This window comes from Lysinibacillus sphaericus, from assembly GCF_000600105.1.
Lineage (GTDB): Bacteria > Bacillota > Bacilli > Bacillales_A > Planococcaceae > Lysinibacillus > Lysinibacillus sphaericus.
On sequence record NZ_CP006837.1, the window covers coordinates 417,638 to 436,248 of the forward strand.

17 protein-coding genes and 1 pseudogene are annotated in these 18,611 nt (G+C 37.7%); 13 read left to right on the plus strand and 5 right to left on the minus strand.

Annotated elements, in window-relative coordinates:
• Position 1: 1 nt before the first annotated feature.
• The 3 genes from T479_RS01990 (at position 2) to T479_RS02000 (ending at position 4,863) form a co-directional block, all read left to right on the plus strand.
• Positions 2–1,723: an ABC transporter ATP-binding protein gene (locus tag T479_RS01990; protein ID WP_025218515.1), complete on the plus strand. Its 1,722-nt coding sequence runs from the start codon at positions 2–4 to the stop codon at positions 1,721–1,723.
• Positions 1,723–3,555, plus strand: coding sequence for an ABC transporter ATP-binding protein (locus tag T479_RS01995; protein WP_025218516.1), 1,833 nt, complete (start codon positions 1,723–1,725; stop codon positions 3,553–3,555). Before T479_RS01990 ends, T479_RS01995 begins: the two co-directional genes overlap by 1 nt.
• Before the next feature lie 441 nt (positions 3,556–3,996).
• On the plus strand, positions 3,997–4,863 hold the full coding sequence (locus T479_RS02000; RefSeq protein WP_024362767.1) for a GNAT family N-acetyltransferase: 867 nt from the start codon (positions 3,997–3,999) through the stop codon (positions 4,861–4,863).
• A gap of 659 nt (positions 4,864–5,522) precedes the next feature.
• Here T479_RS02000 and helD read toward each other — a convergent pair.
• The gene (helD, locus tag T479_RS02005; RefSeq protein WP_025218517.1) at positions 5,523–7,751 is read right to left on the minus strand and encodes an RNA polymerase recycling motor HelD; all 2,229 of its coding nucleotides are present in this window, start codon (positions 7,749–7,751) and stop codon (positions 5,523–5,525) included.
• Between the two features lie 135 nt (positions 7,752–7,886).
• Here helD and T479_RS02010 point away from each other — a divergent pair, with 135 nt between their 5' ends.
• Positions 7,887–8,609 carry a glycerophosphodiester phosphodiesterase gene (locus T479_RS02010; protein ID WP_025218518.1) on the plus strand — a complete coding sequence of 241 codons (723 nt, stop codon included), beginning with the start codon at positions 7,887–7,889 and terminating at the stop codon, positions 8,607–8,609.
• A 128-nt stretch (positions 8,610–8,737) separates the two neighbouring features.
• On the opposite strand, the gene T479_RS02015 is transcribed toward T479_RS02010, so the two are convergent.
• Positions 8,738–9,760, minus strand: coding sequence for a DUF2804 domain-containing protein (locus T479_RS02015; protein ID WP_024362770.1), 1,023 nt, complete (start codon positions 9,758–9,760; stop codon positions 8,738–8,740).
• A gap of 185 nt (positions 9,761–9,945) precedes the next feature.
• Here T479_RS02015 and T479_RS02020 point away from each other — a divergent pair, with 185 nt between their 5' ends.
• Entirely contained in the window at positions 9,946–10,440 is a 495-nt protein-coding gene (locus T479_RS02020) for an amidase domain-containing protein (protein WP_024362771.1), read from the plus strand.
• 100 nt (positions 10,441–10,540) lie between these two features.
• Positions 10,541–11,113 carry a nitroreductase family protein gene (locus T479_RS02025; RefSeq protein WP_025218519.1) on the plus strand — a complete coding sequence of 191 codons (573 nt, stop codon included), beginning with the start codon at positions 10,541–10,543 and terminating at the stop codon, positions 11,111–11,113.
• 169 nt (positions 11,114–11,282) lie between these two features.
• Here T479_RS02025 and T479_RS02030 read toward each other — a convergent pair whose 3' ends face one another.
• Positions 11,283–12,668 carry a dipeptidase gene (locus T479_RS02030; protein ID WP_025218520.1) on the minus strand — a complete coding sequence of 462 codons (1,386 nt, stop codon included), beginning with the start codon at positions 12,666–12,668 and terminating at the stop codon, positions 11,283–11,285.
• A gap of 204 nt (positions 12,669–12,872) precedes the next feature.
• Here T479_RS02030 and T479_RS23450 point away from each other — a divergent pair, with 204 nt between their 5' ends.
• From T479_RS23450 to T479_RS02065, 7 genes and pseudogenes are all read left to right on the plus strand, one after another.
• Positions 12,873–13,133: a transposase gene (locus T479_RS23450; protein WP_024362775.1), complete on the plus strand. Its 261-nt coding sequence runs from the start codon at positions 12,873–12,875 to the stop codon at positions 13,131–13,133.
• Positions 13,134–13,156: 23 nt separating this feature from the next.
• Positions 13,157–13,855 (plus strand): hypothetical protein, encoded by a 699-nt coding sequence (locus tag T479_RS02040; protein ID WP_025218521.1) that lies wholly within the window; start codon positions 13,157–13,159, stop codon positions 13,853–13,855.
• Positions 13,856–14,028: 173 nt separating this feature from the next.
• Positions 14,029–14,202 (plus strand): annotated as a pseudogene (locus T479_RS02045) (alcohol dehydrogenase); the annotation flags it as partial.
• A gap of 200 nt (positions 14,203–14,402) precedes the next feature.
• Entirely contained in the window at positions 14,403–14,918 is a 516-nt protein-coding gene (locus T479_RS22700; RefSeq protein ID WP_025218523.1) for a hypothetical protein, read from the plus strand.
• A 24-nt stretch (positions 14,919–14,942) separates the two neighbouring features.
• A complete protein-coding gene (locus T479_RS02055; RefSeq protein ID WP_025218524.1) occupies positions 14,943–15,185 on the plus strand; it encodes a hypothetical protein in 243 nt (80 codons plus the stop codon).
• Between the two features lie 198 nt (positions 15,186–15,383).
• On the plus strand, positions 15,384–16,427 hold the full coding sequence (locus T479_RS02060) for a zinc-dependent alcohol dehydrogenase family protein (RefSeq protein ID WP_025218525.1): 1,044 nt from the start codon (positions 15,384–15,386) through the stop codon (positions 16,425–16,427).
• Positions 16,428–16,790: 363 nt separating this feature from the next.
• Positions 16,791–17,339, plus strand: coding sequence for an RNA polymerase sigma factor (locus T479_RS02065; protein WP_024362778.1), 549 nt, complete (start codon positions 16,791–16,793; stop codon positions 17,337–17,339).
• A gap of 130 nt (positions 17,340–17,469) precedes the next feature.
• Here T479_RS02065 and T479_RS02070 read toward each other — a convergent pair whose 3' ends face one another.
• Both T479_RS02070 and spx read right to left on the minus strand, forming a co-directional pair.
• Positions 17,470–17,916: a MarR family winged helix-turn-helix transcriptional regulator gene (locus tag T479_RS02070; RefSeq protein ID WP_024362779.1), complete on the minus strand. Its 447-nt coding sequence runs from the start codon at positions 17,914–17,916 to the stop codon at positions 17,470–17,472.
• A gap of 23 nt (positions 17,917–17,939) precedes the next feature.
• Positions 17,940–18,344, minus strand: coding sequence for a transcriptional regulator Spx (gene spx / locus T479_RS02075; protein WP_025218526.1), 405 nt, complete (start codon positions 18,342–18,344; stop codon positions 17,940–17,942).
• Between the last annotated feature and the right edge of the window lie 267 nt (positions 18,345–18,611).

Sequence of the window (18,611 nt, forward strand, 5' to 3'; positions counted from 1 at the left end):
TGTGAAAGTAATTTTTTCGTATGTAAAACCTTATAAGTGGACAGCCGTTATTGCATTATGTTTGATGCTTATGGAATTATTCGTAGAGCTGATTCAACCGCTTATTATGGCCAAAATTATTGATGATGGTGTACGTGCTCAAAATCAACAGATGATTATACAATGGGGAGCCGTATTACTTATTTTATCTTTTATCGCCTTTTTAGCCGGTGTCATTAATTCATATTTTTCATCACATACTGCGCAAAGCTTTGCTTTTGATTTGCGTAATGCTTTGTTTGAAAAAATACAATCTTTTACATTGGCTACGTATCAAAAATTTTCTACAGCTTCGCTCATTACTCGGCTAACAAATGATGTCACACAAGTTCAAACAGTGTTGTTTATGAGCCTTCGTATTATGCTCCGAGCACCACTTGCTGTTGTGGGGAGCATTGTTATGGCATTTGTTGTCAATGCAAAACTAGCGTTGTTTTTAGTTATTGGGGCACCAATCATTTTTGTTTTCCTGATTTTTATGGTTGCAAAAGGTGTGTCTTATTTTGGGAAAGTGCAAAAGCGTGTAGACCGATTAAATCGAGTGCTTCAAGAAAATTTACAAGCAATGCGCCTCGTGAAAGCTTATTTACGTGGAAAATATGAGGCTTCACGTTTTGAGCAGGTGGCATCACATTTGAAGGTGGATACTGTTAAAGCACTGCGCACGATGGAATATATTATGCCGGTCTTATTATTCGTAATGAACATGAGTTTATTGGCAGTTCTTTGGTTTGGTACAAAGCAAGTTGCTACAGGGACAGCACCGCTTGGAGATATTGTAGCGATTGTCAACTATGCAATGCGTATCACAGGTTCGTTTTCAATGTTTGCTTTTATTATTATTTTTTATGCCCGTGCGAAAGCTTCAGCAGAACGCATGACAGAGGTGTTGGCTGTTGACAATGAAGTAGAAAGTACTTCGTCATCGATAGTGGGGGCATCTAGTGACCTGAAATTAGGGGAGCTGGTATTTCATAATGTCAGCTTCCAATACCCAGGTACAGATGCGACCGTCTTGTCCAACGTAAGTTTTCAAGTGAAGTCAGGTGAAAAATTAGCCATTATGGGGGCTACTGGTGCTGGTAAATCGACATTACTACAGCTTATTCCTCGTTTTTATGATGTGACAGAAGGACAAATATATGTCGAAGGAAAAGATGTTCAACAATGGGACTTGCAAGAACTACGCGACATTATAGGCTATGTTCCGCAGCAATCTTTATTATTTACAGGTAGTATTGCTGATAATGTACGTTGGGGGGATACGAAAGCGGAAATGGACGAAGTGTTAAATGCAACGATGCAGGCACAAATCCATGCATCTGTGGAAGACTTCCCGAGTGGTTATGATACGCGCGTTGGGCAAAAGGGAGTTAATTTATCAGGTGGTCAAAAACAAAGATTATCGATTGCGAGGGCACTATTAAGAAAAGGGCATATATTAATGCTTGATGATAGTACAAGTGCACTTGATGTTAAAACAGAGCAGGCACTATGGGATGCGCTTAGTGAAGAAAGTGCAACGATGCTCGTTGTCACACAAAAAATTCGTACGGCTAAAGGTGCAGATCATATTTTGTTAATAGACGAGGGTAAAGTGGTTGCCTATGGTTCACACGAAGCCCTTTTGCAAACTTCTGAGCTCTATCAAAAAATCGCTATCTCCCAGCAGGAGGTGAAATAATGGGATTTTTCCAAAAACCTTTTGGCTATGAGCCGATTTTATCGAAAGAGGATGTAAAACAGGTTGTAAAGAAAAAGAAAGGGCCACGAGCAGCAGATTGGAAAAGTACATTATGGCGTCTATGGAAAATTGTCGATGAACAACGGATGTTATTAGTCATCGTGCTATTCCTTGTTATGGTCAGCTCACTTTTGGCGCTATTAGGACCGTATATAGTCGGCAAAATAATCGATCTATATGTGATGCAAGGCGAGCTCAATGGACTAGGCAGTAAAATTACGCTGTTAATCGGAATTTATGTGCTTTTAGCTATCTCGTTATTTTTACAAAATTATTGGATGATTGGGATTGCCCAACAGACGATATATAGGCTGCGAACAAGTGTCTTTACTCATTTTCAAAAGTTACCTATCTCGTTTTTTGATAGACGGCAACATGGCGAGTTAATGAGTCGCATGACAAATGATATTGAAGCGGTTAGCTCTACTTTGAATAGTTCTTTTATACAGGTGTTTTCCAGCGTTTTAACGCTTGGGGGCACGCTTATTATCATGCTAAGCTTGAGCCCATTGTTAACGATTTTAACAATGACAATTATTCCAATTATGTTTTGGGCAATGCGCTGGATTACACGTCGAACTGCTCCGTTATTTAAAGAGCAACAATCAGCAATGGGAGCGCTCAATGGCATGATTGAAGAAACTATTTCTGGACAGCGAATTGTAAAGGCCTTTTCACAGGAAGAGCGTGTAAAAGCAGAATTTCGCGACAAAAGTTTACGTTTGAAAAGAACAGGCTTTTGGGCACAGACGTACTCTGGATATATACCAAAAGTCATGAACTTTTTAAATAATATGAGCTTTACGATTGTTGCTGGTATTGGTGGGGTGCTTGCACTTTACGGTCATGTATCAATAGGTGTAATTGTAATTTTTACAGAATATGCTCGCCAATTTACAAGACCATTAAATGATTTGGCGAATCAGTTTAATACAGTACTCTCAGCTATTGCAGGAGCTGAGCGTGTATTTTCATTACTCGATGAACAGTCTGAAATGGAAATGTCTACTGCAAAGAATCATCCATTAGTAGGACAGGTAACATTCAAACATGTGTTTTTTAAATATGATGTGGCACAGGAATCTTACACACTAAAAGATATTAACTTTACGGTTGAGCCAGGGCAGACGGTTGCTTTGGTAGGGGCAACTGGTGCAGGGAAAACAACGATTTTACAGTTAATTGCTAGATTTTATGAGGTGACGAAGGGCGAAGTGCTATTTGATGGTATAAATGTACAGCAAATTGAACGGCAAGCACTCCGTTCCCAAATGGCCTTTGTATTACAGGACCCTTTTTTGTTTGAAACTACAGTAAGGGAAAATATACGTTATGGCCGTTTAGATGCTAGTGATGAGGAAGTTATAGAAGCGGCGCAGCTCGCTAATGCGCATGAATTTATTATGAAACTAAAGGATGGTTATGATACTGTTCTCAAAGCAGATGGTCGTGAAATTTCCCAAGGGCAAAAGCAATTATTATCCATTGCACGGGCACTAATTGCTAATCCGAAAATTTTATTGCTTGATGAGGCAACGAGCAGCATTGATACCGTAACAGAATTAGCAATCCAAGAGGCACTCGACCGACTGATGCAAGGACGCACAAGCTTTGTCATTGCACATCGATTAAATACTGTGCATAATGCAGATGTCATACTCGTTATGCAGAAGGGTGAGCTAGTTGAAGCAGGTTTACAGCAAGAATTAATTGAATCTAGGGGCATTTACGCCCAGATGCTAAGCGCCTCCGCATATCATTTAGAAGAGTAATGTTTGGAAGAACTATGGCGGTGGAAAAGAACCGCAAATTACTGGTAAACGAAAGTAGGATAAGTTTGATTGTAGAGCGATTTTTCTAGAAATCGCTCTTTTTTAATTGGAAGCACCTGCCAATAGTAATGGTTGTATAATAATTTATTGTAGAAATTTAGTACTTTTATTAATGTAATTTATTTGTATTAATGTTATAATAATTACAATAAATGTAATTATCCGATTTCTTAGGATGAGAAGCCATATAATGATTTATAACTAATAGCTTCTAGTAAATTTCATTTATTTTAAAGACCTATAGTAGTACAAATCTTTCTATTTATTCTGTATTGGAAGTAAAATTGCTGATTATTAGAAACGGGTATGATAATTTGTTGCCAGTTTATTTTCTTTCTTGCTACAATAGGGCAATAGTCTGATATAAGAACGGAGTAAACAATGAACATTTCAGTGATTACAGTGTCATTCCCTTTGGATGGGGAAACATTGAATGAATTAAAAATATTATGTGAAGAAGCAACTTTAAACGATTATCGTGTATATGAAACGATTATGAATATACCATCGGCAGGTTCTTTTGAATCGAAAGGTTTTATGGTGCTTGCTTATGAAGATGACAATGATGTATTAGTAGGTGCTGCAAGTGCCATTGATTTGATGGGGCTGCATACGTATGAATGGTCGTTAGTAGTGACACCAGCTTATCGCCAAAAAGGAATTGGAACAGCTTTAGTCAATGTGTTACAAGCTGGACTAGAAGAGCGAGGAGCAGAAGGTCAGTTAGCAGTTGTTATTGATGGCTCTCCTTACGGGCATACATTTATCGAAAAGTTTGGCTATTCATACAGTTTTTCAGAAGCAACATTGGAAACGAAAGCAGAGCCAGTTGAACTTCGAGATGATATTCAAATTGCCCCATACGCTGGGGAGCAGACTGAACTAATTGCTATATATAGTGATGCGTTTGGGGATTTGCCATCAGAATCGGAGGAGCTAATCGACTTTAATACGTCAACGCATGGCCGAAAACTATGGGTGGCACATAAAGATGGTCACGTTGTAGGTACGGTGACCACAGCAGAAGAAAATGAAATTCAATGGGTGACAGCACTTGCAGTTCATCCTCAGTATCAAGGGCAAGGAATCGGTACAGCTTTATTATCCTTTTCAAAAGACTATGCTAGTAAACAAAGCGCTAAATTTGTTATGCTTGATGTAGAAATCGAGAATAGAAAAGCTCTTTCTGTTTATGAGAAGGCAGGCTTTATGAAAGCACAGCAACTAGACTATTATGTGAAAAATTAATGGAAAGAGAGGCTAGGACAAAACTAAAAAAATTTAAGGAACAGACGAAAGCTGTTCATAAATTTTTGCTATATGGAGACCTAGCTATTCTTGCTTTTGCAATTAAAAAAATTAGAAGTGTTCACTAGTTGTTGGTAGCGAAGGCGGTGACTCCAGCTCAGAACAGCACATAATGTTAGACGCGGGCATTCCGCGCGCAAGCAGAGGGTTGCGGCTTACGGTGCTGAGCGGAAAGCACCGTCGTAGCGGACAACAACTGCATAGCAAAAAAGTGTTAGATTGATTAGGTTCAATCTAACACTTTTTCTCTTATGTCCCAGCCTTTTTATTGCTAAGAAGTTTAAGTTTCTGTTATATTCCTCTTTTTTTATCATAAATGTGTACTATGCCCATATAGTATTAATAAGGATGAAGAAAGGGGGCGTTGTCATGCGTATGCCAGCATTGCCGAAAAAAAAGTCTCCTCCGAGGGAAGCACCTCGCTCATGGTGGAAGGTTGTGAAAGCTTATTTATCGAAAGGAAAGTTTTACAGATTACCACCGCGCCATAAATAGTTTTTACAGTATTTATTTAATCGTTATAAATGAGCACGGCTATCCAACTGCTAAAATAGCATGTTAGGGACTGTATCCTACTGTGCTATTTTTTATTGTGTTATTTAATTTTCTAATAGAAATGCCTTTTTCGTAGGACCAATTAAATATAGCTCATGCATGGCACGAGTTAATGCCACATAAAGTAATTTTCTATCAATTTTCGAATCAAAGAAGGGCGTATCAAAGGCAGCAACAATGACAGCATCAAACTCAAGACCTTTTGCTAAATGGCTTGGTACAACAAGTAATACTTGCTGATTAATCGATTCATCTTCTGTGAGAAGTTGACAAGGAATCGCGTCATTCGTTAACGCCTGTTGCATTGATTTGGCTTCAGCCGTAGTTTTACAAATTAAGGCGATTGATTGGTGCCCATTTGCTCTAATGGAAGCGAAAATTTCTCTAATTTGCTGCGTATTAAAGGAAGCTGCCTGTACAAATGTTGGCGCATCTCCATGACGGACTACAGGCTCAACTAATGGCAGTTGCTCATCCATTTGCATTAAAATTTTGTTAGCGACCTCCATAATTTCAATGGTTGTTCTGTAACTTTTTTGAAGTGTTCTAAAGCTAGCGCGGGGAAATAAATTTTGCACAGGCTCCCAAGCGGTTAGGGAACGATAGCTATGAATTCCTTGTGCTAAATCACCTACCATTGTAAACATATCCGTTTCTAGCCCTGCTTTTAGAGCGGCTAGCTGGAATAGACTGTAGTCCTGTACTTCATCGATAAAGACAACGCGCATTTTCCATTCATCTGCAATCCCTTTTAGCTTTGCTTGTAAATAATAGAGGGCAGCTAAATCTTCTAACATCCATTGCTCTTTAGCGTGTGCTTGTAAAAATTGTTGTTGTTCCATATAATGCCATTCTGGTGCGATTTCTGCTAATAGCTCAGCATTCGTTAACAGCGTACGATAGACTGTTTTTACATTATATTTTGTAAAGCGGCGCATATAGACAGCAACGGTAGATTTTGCTTCCTTTTCAATGGCGGGTAAACGTTCATCGCGTTCATCGATAAATTTTGTAACAATGTGTTTTCGTTTCTCAGCATCACGAATACCATTGAGCGCTTTTCCAAGGGCTTCATCGTATTTTGCATGCAACGTATTTAAGACGGCTTGTTTCTTTTGCCGAACATGACTTGCAAGTACCTTTTTAATATGGGCTAACCGTTTTTCAATCGGCATATAAGAAAATTCATATAAGAATAATTTTTTTAAATGTGAAGCCCGCATTATACGATATTTTTCAATATAGACATCCTCGAATTGTTCAGCTATTTGCAATTCAATTTTTTGTAAATATCGTTCGATTATATCACGATAATAAAGGGAGCCCTTCACTTCAGAAATCCAAGCAGTTGGCTGATTGGCACCGCCTATTACGAGTGATTCCAATTGTTCATTCGGATTGCGTAGCTTTAACTTTAGTTTTGTTGCGGCAAGGACATAGTCTGCAAATGTTGTTTGGCATATTTTATCAACACCAAGCTCTGGGAGAACATCTCCAATATAATCAATAAAAAGCTTATTCGGTGCTAAAATCATGAGCTGCTCAGGATTAAAATGTTCGCCCATCGTATAGAGGAAGTACGAGATACGGTGTAAAGCAATCGTTGTTTTCCCACTACCGGCAGCACCTTGGACAATAATTGGCTGACGCAGATGAGCGCGTATTATATCGTTTTGTTCTTTTTGAATAGTAGAGACGATTTCTGTTAAGCGTACATCTGCTTTTCCTGCCAATGCTTCTTGTAGTAATTCATCATTTGTTGTTAAGTCAATATCCCGAATATCGAGCAATACGCCATCTTCAATTTTATATTGTCGTTTGGCAAATAAATGTCCTTTATGAACTTCTCCGCGAACATCATATTCCATATCACCAAGACGGCCGTCGTAATAGACATTTGCTACAGGCGAACGCCAATCGACAATAATAGGTTCATGTGTTTCACGATGAAATAAGGATGTTTTTCCGATATACAAAAACTCTTCAGGATCGCCCGTTTTTTGAAAGTGAATGCGGGCGAAGTAAGGCTTTTTTTGTACAGCCTCTAAACCTTCTTTTTGATTGCGAGCCATTTCAAAAAAACGAGCATTTGTTAAAATGTTTAAATAACTTAAACTTGAATCTAGATAATCTAAATCCGCCATAGACTTTCGTATATTTTCTTGTGCAGATTGCAGGTCTCGTTGCGATTCATTTAAAATCTGTTGCATATAATTTTGCGTGTATGCAAGGCGCTCTAACTCAGCCTGAAAATCCGGGTGTTGTGCAGTCATTTTTAGCACCTCCTAAGTACTTACAATTTTAAGTAGATTCTCATACTACTATACAAAATTTTACCTATCAAGTGTAAACGTTCTATTTAGCTTATTGTTATACTATGAAGTAAAGAGTAGAAGGAGGTTTTGCATTTGGATTTATTTGCCCATCGTGGCGTTTCAGCTCATTTTCCCGAAAATACAAAAGCCGCTTTTTATGCAGCATCTAAGCTACCAATTGCAGGTATTGAATTGGATGTTCATGTCACCGCAGATGGTGAGCTTGTAGTGATTCATGATGAAACAATTGACCGAACATCTAATGGTTCTGGTTATGTAAAAGATTTTACACTTCAGCAACTGCGTGCTTATGATTATGGTTCGTGGTTTGCAGCACAATTTCAAGGTGAAAGTATTCCTACATTAGGTGAAGTTTTAGAGCTTTTTGTCGCTACACACCATCGTATCAATATTGAGTTAAAAACGGATGTCTTTCCTTACGAAGGAATTGAGGCGCTTGTATTAAAGGAAATAGCGACGCACCAAATGACGGAGAGGGTCATTATTTCTTCCTTTAACCATGAATCGCTTCAAACTGTATATCAGATGGCGCCATACATTGAAACCGCTGCCTTATTTGCGGAGGTTTTAGTCGATTTTACAACCTATACAGCAACCATTCCTGCTAATGCGATTCATGTTAGTTTACCTACTGCATTTAGGAAACCTATAGCAACAGCACTAGAGAAAGAGGCAACCGTGCGTGTTTACACCGTTAATGATGTTAAGTATGCACAGCAATTGCAACAGCTCGGCATACAAGCCCTATTTACAGATGACCCAGAAGCTATACTAGATGGAATCAATAAAGATTAACAAAGTTACCCTTTGCTGAACGACAACTAATGACTCCAAAGGAAACAAAAAAATTCGCGACACTCTTTTATCGATGGCGAAAAGAGGGCGAATTTTTTTGTGTTTTAGGTTGAAATGGGAAATAGTTATTACCATTTTGCTTGATGTTCTTCGATACATCCTAGCATTTGCTTAATAACTAATGTTTCACCATTAGCTAATAAAATCGTTCCATCATAATAACCAAACATTTGATGTACTTCTGATTTAACAAGTTTTGCGTTAGTTGCGGCAACCCGTTCGAAAAATGGAGAGAATGTTAGAGATACTTGATTTGAAAATTTTGTTTTGACTGTCCATCGTTGCATATAATCCTCTCGATCATAAGTGAACAGCAAATCTTCATGTATTTTTGTCATCTTCCCATCCACAAAAACAGCATTTTCAGTCATGCCAGTACCATCTGTCCATTTACCACCTAAGTTGAGCCCGATGCGTCTACCTCGAACACGTTGAGATGCCATGCCCCAATTCCAAGTGGCTTCCCGTGGCCAAACGCCACGTCCATAATCAAGTACAGCAAAGCTTTCTTCAGGGGTAAACGTAAAGTGGCGATTGCCGATGATTACTTCTCCTGAAGTAGGAAGAATATGATGCTTTCCTGTAAATTGAAATGTCCTACGATTCCAAGGAATGACGACATTTAACGATTCGTCTGAAGGTGGATGCTGAATAATTAAATTGGCACGCAAGGCATCGCCATCAAAAGTAGGGATTGAAACAGATAAATGTGTTTCGTTTTGAATATAGGTCATATCAATTGTCATTTCACTATTCGTGAAAGATACCGATTCCAGTACATGTGTTGGCATTTTGAGCTTGCCACCGAGTGGAATTGTTATTGTTTTTTCAAAATAGCGCTGAGTTTCATATTCAAGGAAATACACGAAGCACACAGCTGCGTAATCGAGATGACTAATCGTTGCGGAGAATAAAATCTCATCGCCATAGATGCACCAATAGTTCCATTTCTTTTTACGCATGATATGTCCGCTTAAATTGCTATTTATGAGAGGTTTTCGTGCAAATCCAATAGCAGCTGGATTTAAATTCCCTTTTTTATCGCATAAAAGAGTAGGCTGTAAAATTTCTTTCTCAGCATGCTGCTTCACATTCAACATCCCTTCTGTTCGTAAAATAAAAAAATTGCCAATTTGTTTAATCTTATTGTAGCAAAAACTATCTTGAAATTGGAAAAGATAGCGCCTAATGTGACCGCTTTCAGCAATTTTGCGTTGAATCGCCTAATTAATAGAACGAACGATGGAGTCATATGATGGACATAAGGAGGGGGAGCGTGGCCAAAATGTATAACAGACAGGCAGCTGTACAATATGCGAATTTATGGTGGAATAGTCGTAATCCGGCATTTCCGAATTTTGATGTCGATTGTACGAATTATATTTCACAGTGCTTACTTGCTGGAGGAGCACCGATGCGAGGGGCACCAAATAGGGAAAGAGGCTGGTGGATTCAGCAAGGAAACTGGAGCTTTAGCTGGTCTGTGGCACATTCTCTAAGATGGTATTTAGAGGGCTCAAAGACGGGTTTAAAGGCAACACGCGTGCAAACGGCAGAACAATTAGACATTGGGGACGTTATATTTTATGATTTTCAAGGAGATGGCAGAATTGATCATTCGGTCATTGTTACGAGTATTCAAAATGGAATTCCCTATGTCAATGCACATACATCAGATAGTATTAATAGGGCTTATTTTTATCAGGATTCTACGGCGTATACCCCAAATATGACCTATTATTTTTATCATATAGATGATAGTTTTGCTTAGAGTGTTAGCAGTTTTAAAGCTCATCATTTTATGATAATGTTGGAGATAGAAATGAAGAATAATGATATATACTACTATTATTAGAAGGAGATAGAAAAAAATGAGCGAACAATTTTTATCGGTAAGAGATGCAATTATAAATCGCCGTTCAATTAAGAAGTTTAATGGGCAATTGGTGAAACGTGAAGATTTACTGGGCATTGTTGACGATGCTGTCTGGGCACCGAACCATGGTAATCGCGAACCGTGGCGTTTAGTTATTGCTTGCGATGATGATTTAGTTGCACTACATCAGCTATTACGAGAGCTAGCTGTTCCAAAATGGCAGGAGCTTTCGAGTGAAGATTTAGCGAAGCAAATGGCAAAATTCACATTGCCTGGTGGCTATGCATTTGTTATTGTGCCAGAGGATGCACGTCAAAAAGAGCGTTTAGAAGATTACGCAGCAGCGAGTATTTTTATTCAAAATATCCAGCTGTTAGCTTGGGATAAAGGTATTGGCTCTTGCTGGAAAACACCAGGCTTCTTAGATAATCCTAAATTCCGTGAAGCATTAAAAGTACAGCCAGGTGAACGTGTAATAGCGATGTTACAGGTCGGTTATTTTGATGAAGTACCAAAAGGCAAAGAACGAAAAACATCAGCACAGTTTGTAACGAATTTTGGTGAATAAACAAATGAAAAATCCCCTGCCAGATGGCGAGGGGATTTTTATTATCGCGGGTAAACCGCAGTAAAGCGCGGGTAAAATCGGGTATTCCGCGGGTAAATGGTAATAAAGCGCGGATAACCCAAAGTACTTCGCGGGTAAAGCAAAGTACATCGCGGATAAGTTGTGTTGTTTACGATTGACTTAGTGCTGCAACCTCATATAAATAGTCTCCTAATACACGTAAACCTTTATCGAAGTTTTCTAAATGGAAATGCTCGTTTGGTGCATGGAAGTTTTCGCTCGATAGACCAAAGCCCATTAAAACAACTGGTAAATCTAAAATTTCATCAAAGGCAGCAACGATTGGAATCGAACCACCACCACGTGTGTAAGCGGTAGGTACATTATAAACTTTTTCGTAGGAACGACCGGCTGCTTGAATAAATGGATGATCAAATGGTGTTAAGAATGGACGGCCTTTATCGAATTCTGAAATCGTTACGTCTACACCGGCAGGCTTATGTTTGTCGATATGTGCTTTTAATAAAGCAACGATTTCTTCTGGCTCCTGATTTGGTACTAGTCGGCAAGTAATTTTTGCACCAGCTTCAGCAGGAAGTACAGTTTTAATGCCTTCACCAGAGAATCCACCGAATACACCATTTACTTCTAACGTTGGGCGAGCCCAAGTACGCTCTAAATAAGAATAGCCTGCTTCACCGAACAATTCAGATACGCCGACTTCCTCTTTTACGGAGTCTTCGTCAAAGCCTAGTGCTCGATAAGCTTCACGTTCTTCTTCCGTTAATGGTAATACTTTATCGTAGAAACCTTCTACTTGGATTGTACCGTGTTCATCGCGGAAGGATGCTAAAATTTCTGCTAGTGCATGAATGGCATTTTGTACACCGCCACCGTATAGGCCTGAGTGTAAATCGCCTTTTGCGCCACGCACGTCAATTTGTACGCCTGTAAGACCGCGTAAACCATAGCATACTGCTGGTTTACCAGGGCCATAAAGACCTGTATCAGAAATCAAAATTAAATCAGCTGCTAATTTTTCTTTATGTTCTTCAACAAAGGCAGGCAGATGAGGGCTACCGATTTCTTCTTCACCTTCATAGATGAATTTTACGTTCACTGGCAAAGTACCAGTCGTTGCAAATAGTGCTTCAATCATTTTTAAGTGCATAAACACTTGACCTTTATCATCACTTGCGCCACGTGCAAATAATTTGTTATCACGGATTGTAGGGTTGAACGGTTCGCTATCCCATAGATGTAATGGATCAACTGGCTGTACATCGTAGTGACCGTAAAATAGAATAGTTGGTTTGCCTTCTGCATGTAACCAGTCAGCATAAACAACAGGGTGACCAGCAGTTTGAGTGATAGAAATGTTTTCTAAGTTGAGTTTCTTGAAGGCATCAGCTAGCCACTCTGCGGCATGCTGAATATCGCCTTTATGCTCAGATAATGAACTAATACTTGGAATACGTAAAAATTCATTTAATTCATTTAAGTGCGCCTCACGATGTTCAGCAAAATAAGCATTTAATGTCTGTAATTGCGTCATACATTCATCCCTCTTTCAATATTTCGATAATAGAAATAGTATAGCATAATGTGGTGGGGGAATCCTGTTGTAGCAATGCTTTCCAAAACATTATTTATTGCTGAAATCGTGATGATTCATACGGAACCATCCTTAATTTTTCAGCAACCTAGACATTGTTATGACAAGCAACTATTATAAATAGGAGAAAAAAGGGGGAGTTGTATGGGGAATAAACGATATTCATCTGACTTTAAATTAGAGCTTGTAAAACAATATCGCCTCGGCACCGCTGTCAGTAAATTATCAAGCGAATATGGTATATCTGAAGTAACCATTTATAAATGGATAAAGTTATATACACCAGTTGATGGTGTCACCGACATGACGAAGGCAGAAGTATTAACCGTTCAAAAAGAAAACGAACGATTAAAACAAGAGGTCGATATATTAAAAAAGGCTATTACCATATTCGCAGCCAATTAGATGATACAGATGTAATTGATTATATGGAACGGGAAAGTAAAAAACATGCTGTTAAAGTACTCTGTGAGCTATTAGACTTGCCCAAAAGTACTTACTATAGTGGGTTGCAAAAAAAGCAACAGTCATCAAAAAAGTCGGCATCGGAAGAGTTATTAGAGGAAATTGAACAAATATTTATCGAAGATGGGCAACTTTATAATGGTGCACAGCTTTATGAAATATTGAAAATGCGAGGCTTTCAAGGGAGTTTGCGGAAGGTCCAGCGCGTATTAAAAAAGGCAAGGGAAGCACAAGTAGAAGAAGTTCCGGAACCAATAGTAAATGTAGGCTTTGAAACGACAAAAGCTAACGAAAAGTGGGTAATCAATATAAGTTACGTACCAACTTGGCATCAAGGATGGGCTTATATGGCGTCTATTATAGATGTTCATACAAAGAAAATAACAGGCTTCAGCTTCGATCAATTACTAAGTGAAGACTTAATGGTAATGGCTATACAGAAAGCGTATGACCAGTTTCCAATGCCATTAGTTTTGTATACTGGCCTACAACCAGCGTTTATTGAACATTGTAAAGAAGCTTGTAAAGAAAAAGAGCTGTTAGTACCACCAATTGTTTTTAAAGAGTATTTATATGATGATGCATGTTTACAAGCGATGGTGCCATTTTTAACGGGTGCACAATATCGATTGCGTCGAGGCCATGCTTCCATAGATAAATGAGAATAATGCGAATAGAGAGCTTTCTTAAATGGCGATATTTAAGAAGGCTTTTTTGTCTCTAAAAAATTATAAAAATTAACTAAAAATAGTCCAGTTAATTGACGTTTTCTGAATAATTAATTATATTTAAAGTATATTAAGTCTACAAATCTATTGAGAGAGGAGAATTCTAAATGAAAGCGCTAGTATTTGCAGGACCAGGTAAAAAGGAATTATGTGAAGTAGACAAACCTCGTGTAGTGAAAGATAGCGATGCAGTGGTGCGTCTTGTGAAAACAACTATTTGTGGTACGGATTTGCATATCTTAGGTGGCGATGTACCTGCTGTTAAAGAGGGGATGATGTTGACTAAAGACTAGTTTTCCTGAACTGACCTAGTTATTTGAAGCACATATAGAACATCCGAGTAGGCTACTTTTTTTCAATTTTCTAAGCTATCTTTCTTTAGTAGAAAAATTTACAGGTTAGTAATATTTATTGGATTTTTGTTGGAATATTCCATGTATTTAGACTATGTTGGAACAACAAAACTAGGGGAGGATTTTTTATGAAAAAGCTGCTAATGTCTATTATTACTTTTTCACTTGTATTAATATTAACATTTTCTTCTTCTTCCCATCTAGAATCCGTTTCGGCTATTAATACTAGTAATTTAATAGAACGTTTAGGGTATGATGATGAGGTTCGTGCTTGCGAAGGAACATTCAGTAGTTCTGATGGACACTCTTATGTGATGATACAAACAAACACGAGTTCAGTTAATCGTTCACTCCAATGGGGATTTTACATAAGACCAAGTGCTTACGAACTATTCAGACCTGCAGTAAATGTAAGTATGAGCGCATCTATAAATGGTACTCGAATTAATTCACCATACTCTTCTCACTATGAAAGACCGAGTTATAGTTTTCATGGTAGTTTGAAAAATTATCAGGTAGTAGGTCAAAATTATGGTCTTAAATCCGGCGATATAGTTAACTTTAATTGGTTCGCACTTAACCCTACCGAAATCAAAGGTGTTAAAAATACTACACTGATTTTCCTTGAATGTGCAGTAAAATAAATTTACTAGATAGAAGGATTAAAGATGCAACTTAAATGGAAACGAGAAAATATTATATTTGATAGTTTATACGAAGCAGATGTATGGGCCGATTCAATAGGAAATGAAATTTATGCAAGACTGTTTGATGGTTATGACACACCAGATTATAAAATAGCTTATTCCTTAGCTTTTAGACTTGCTCAAATAAATGAATTCAGAGTTCTTACAGAAATCACAATAGATAATGGTGAGAGATATAAAGTTTGGGTAAAATATACTGATTAGAGATCATGTTTCAATCTGTAATGAGAATAATGCGAATACGAGAGCTTTCTTAAATGGCGATATTTAAGAAGGCTTTTTTGTCTCTAAAAAATTATAAAAATTAACTAAAAATAGTCCAGTTAATTGACGTTTTCTGAATAATTAATTATATTTAAAGTATATTAAGTCTACAAATCTATTGAGAGAGGAGAATTCTAAATGAAAGCGCTAGTATTTGCAGGACCAGGTAAAAAGGAATTACGTGAAGTAGACAAACCTCGTGTGGTGAAAGATAGCGATGCAGTGGTGCGTCTTGTGAAAACAACTATTTGTGGTACGGATTTGCATATTTTAGGTGGCGATGTACCTGCTGTTAAAGAGGGGACAATTTTAGGTCACGAAGGTATTGGAATTGTTGAAGAGGTAGGGGCAGGCGTATCAAACTTTAAAGTAGGCGATAAAGTAATTATTTCATGCGTGACGTCATGTGGTAAATGCCACTATTGTAAAAAATCTTTATATGCTCATTGTGAAGATGGCGGCTGGATTTTAGGTCATTTAATCAATGGAACACAAGCAGAGTATGTTCATATTCCACATGCTGATAACTCTCTATACCACATTCCACAAGGAATATCCGATGATGCTGCTGTTATGATTTCTGATATTTTACCAACGGGTTTGGAAATTGGCGTATTAAATGGTCAAGTGTCACCAGGTGATGTAGTAGCTATCGTAGGTGCAGGTCCAATTGGAATGTCTGCACTATTAACTTCGCAATTTTACTCTCCTTCAAAAATTATAATGATTGATCTCGATGATAATCGTTTACAAGAATCCAAGAAATTTGGTGCTACAGAGACAATCAATTCACGTGATGCCCAAGCTGCAATTGATAAAATATTTGACATGACAGATGGCCGTGGAGTTGACGTAGCAATTGAAGCTGTAGGTTACCCTGCAACATTCGATATTTGCCAGCGAATTTTATCACCAGGAGGTCGTTTAGCTAATGTTGGTGTTCATGGTAAACCTGTCGATTTGCAATTACAAGATTTATGGATTCGCAACGTGACAATTTCCACAGGTTTAGTATCGACAAGCACAACACCGATGCTAATAAAAACGTTAGAAACAGGGAAGATTAAGCCAGAAAGGTTAGCTACACATCGCTATAAATTTGACGACATGATGGAAGCTTACGAAACTTTTGCTAATGCGGCGGATGAGCATGCATTAAAAATCATTATAGATTTTCAATAAATAGCTTAAAAAGCTCTTAAAGCGGGTAATACCTTTTAAGAGCTTTTTGTATATCTTGATGATAGTGATAAAGGTACTGTGTAAAGCTTCGCTATTAGTTATAAACAAATCTTTATGTAAGCAAAAGTAATATTAAGCCTACAATAATTAAATGCGACTATGTAAATTTGAATTTGGAAGGGTTTTCATAGGTTTTTCCGTATAAAAGAGATATAGTAGTAAAACATTTTTTACGAATATTACAAGTAAAAGCATTTAAGCTTACACGATTGTAATGAAATTGAAAGCCAATACGATAGAGTGTAATACATTATTTTGCGAGAATGTGTATAGAAGCAAGAACAAGAAGCGGAGGAATACACAATGAATGAAAAATTAGAAGGCGTATATGAGGAATATAATCGTTATATATACCATTTATGTTTGAAACTTACTCGTAATAATGTAGAAGCAGAAGATCTGATGCAAGAAGTTTGGGTCAAAGTCGTACGCTACGAAGATAGCGTTGCCGAAGTAGAACATATTAAAGCTTGGCTAACAACCATTACAATGAACACATTTAGAGATCGCTATCGAAAAAAAGTACGACGCAGTAAGTACATGATGAACCAACCTGAAACATTAGACGTACCGATTTTAGATTTGGTTCCCAATAATGAAATTTCAACAGAAGAAAAAATTGAAAAAGAAATTGTGACAAAGCTAGTACAGGATAAAATGGGACAGCTAGATGCAATCTATAGAAAAACTTTATGGTATTTCTACATAGACCAATATTCACTTGCTGAAATTTCTACTATTATGAAGGTTTCTATTGGGACGGTGAAATCTCGTTTATTCCGTGCGAAAGCGCGCCTAAAAGAAATGCTTATGGCTGATGTGTCAATCGTCGAGGCTGTGCTACCAGCGTAATAAAAACAATTGGTCGCACTATCTTAACTACTTAGACGGAAGTATTCGTTCGGCCAATCAAAATAAGGATGCATTGCAAACAATAATTTGCGATGCATCCTTATTCGTGTTTCTACACAAAGCTGAAAATTTAATCTTGACGATTAGTATCGACAGTTAGTAAACACTTGGCAAAAATATCACGTAATGTTTGCACCTCTTCTGCTGACAGCATGCCAAACATATTGTTAATAATTTCGCTAACTTGTTGACGTGATTCTTCAAGGATATCTTCACCCTCGGTCGTAATAACTAATTGCGAGGCTCTGCGATCGGTAGCGTGCTGTGTTTTTTCGATAAAGCCAGCATTAATCAGTTTGGTCGTTAATACCGTGACGCCACCTGTTGTAACTTTTAAGCGCTCAGCTATAGCAGAAGGGCGCTTTGGTCCCTCCTGCGATAAGTAGTCTAAAATTAAAATATGGGATTTTGAAAAGCCGAGTACATTATGATTATTCCACTCGTTTGCCCATTTACGCTCGATAGAAGAGACAACTTCAAATAATGAGGTAATGGCTTGTTGTTTTTCTTGATCCATATAAGGTCATCTCCAAAACAGTTTTAACTTTCTTGAGCCAATCTTGTCATCGCGTTTAACTCGTAAGCACGTACTTTACGTGGAATAAAACGACGAATGTCCATCTCATTGTACCCAACTTGGATACGTTTTTCATCTATAAGGATAGGGCTACGTAACATTCTTGGGTGCGCCTGAATAATCGCGTATAGCTCTTGAATAGAAAGCTGTTCAATATCAATATTAAGATTTTTAAAATCATTAGAGTTTGTAGCAATAATTTCATCCGTGCCATCTTCTGTCATGCTTAAAATTTCTTTAAATTCAGCAAGTGTAAGAGGATGTGATGTAATACGTTTTTCTTTATATTCAATGTTGTGTTCTTTTAACCATTTTAATGCTTTTCTGGATGAAGAGCAGCTCGCTTGTGAGTAAATTGTAACTGTCATTCTTCATTCCCCGCTTTCTTTGTTAGATTATATTTTATGAATAGCTTATCAGTAAGTTAAATAGGTTATACATATATCTTACTAGTAAGCTATATATAAATCAATAGTTATTTAAAAATCTTTTAAGAGAATATGATATTTTTTAATCTATACTAAATATACGCTGGGAAGAGGGAAAAGTTTCATTAAATAAGCTTACAATGATGTAAGTTTAGAGGAAGTGCCAGTCACCCACACAATTTTGAATTGTGTGGGTGACTGGCACTT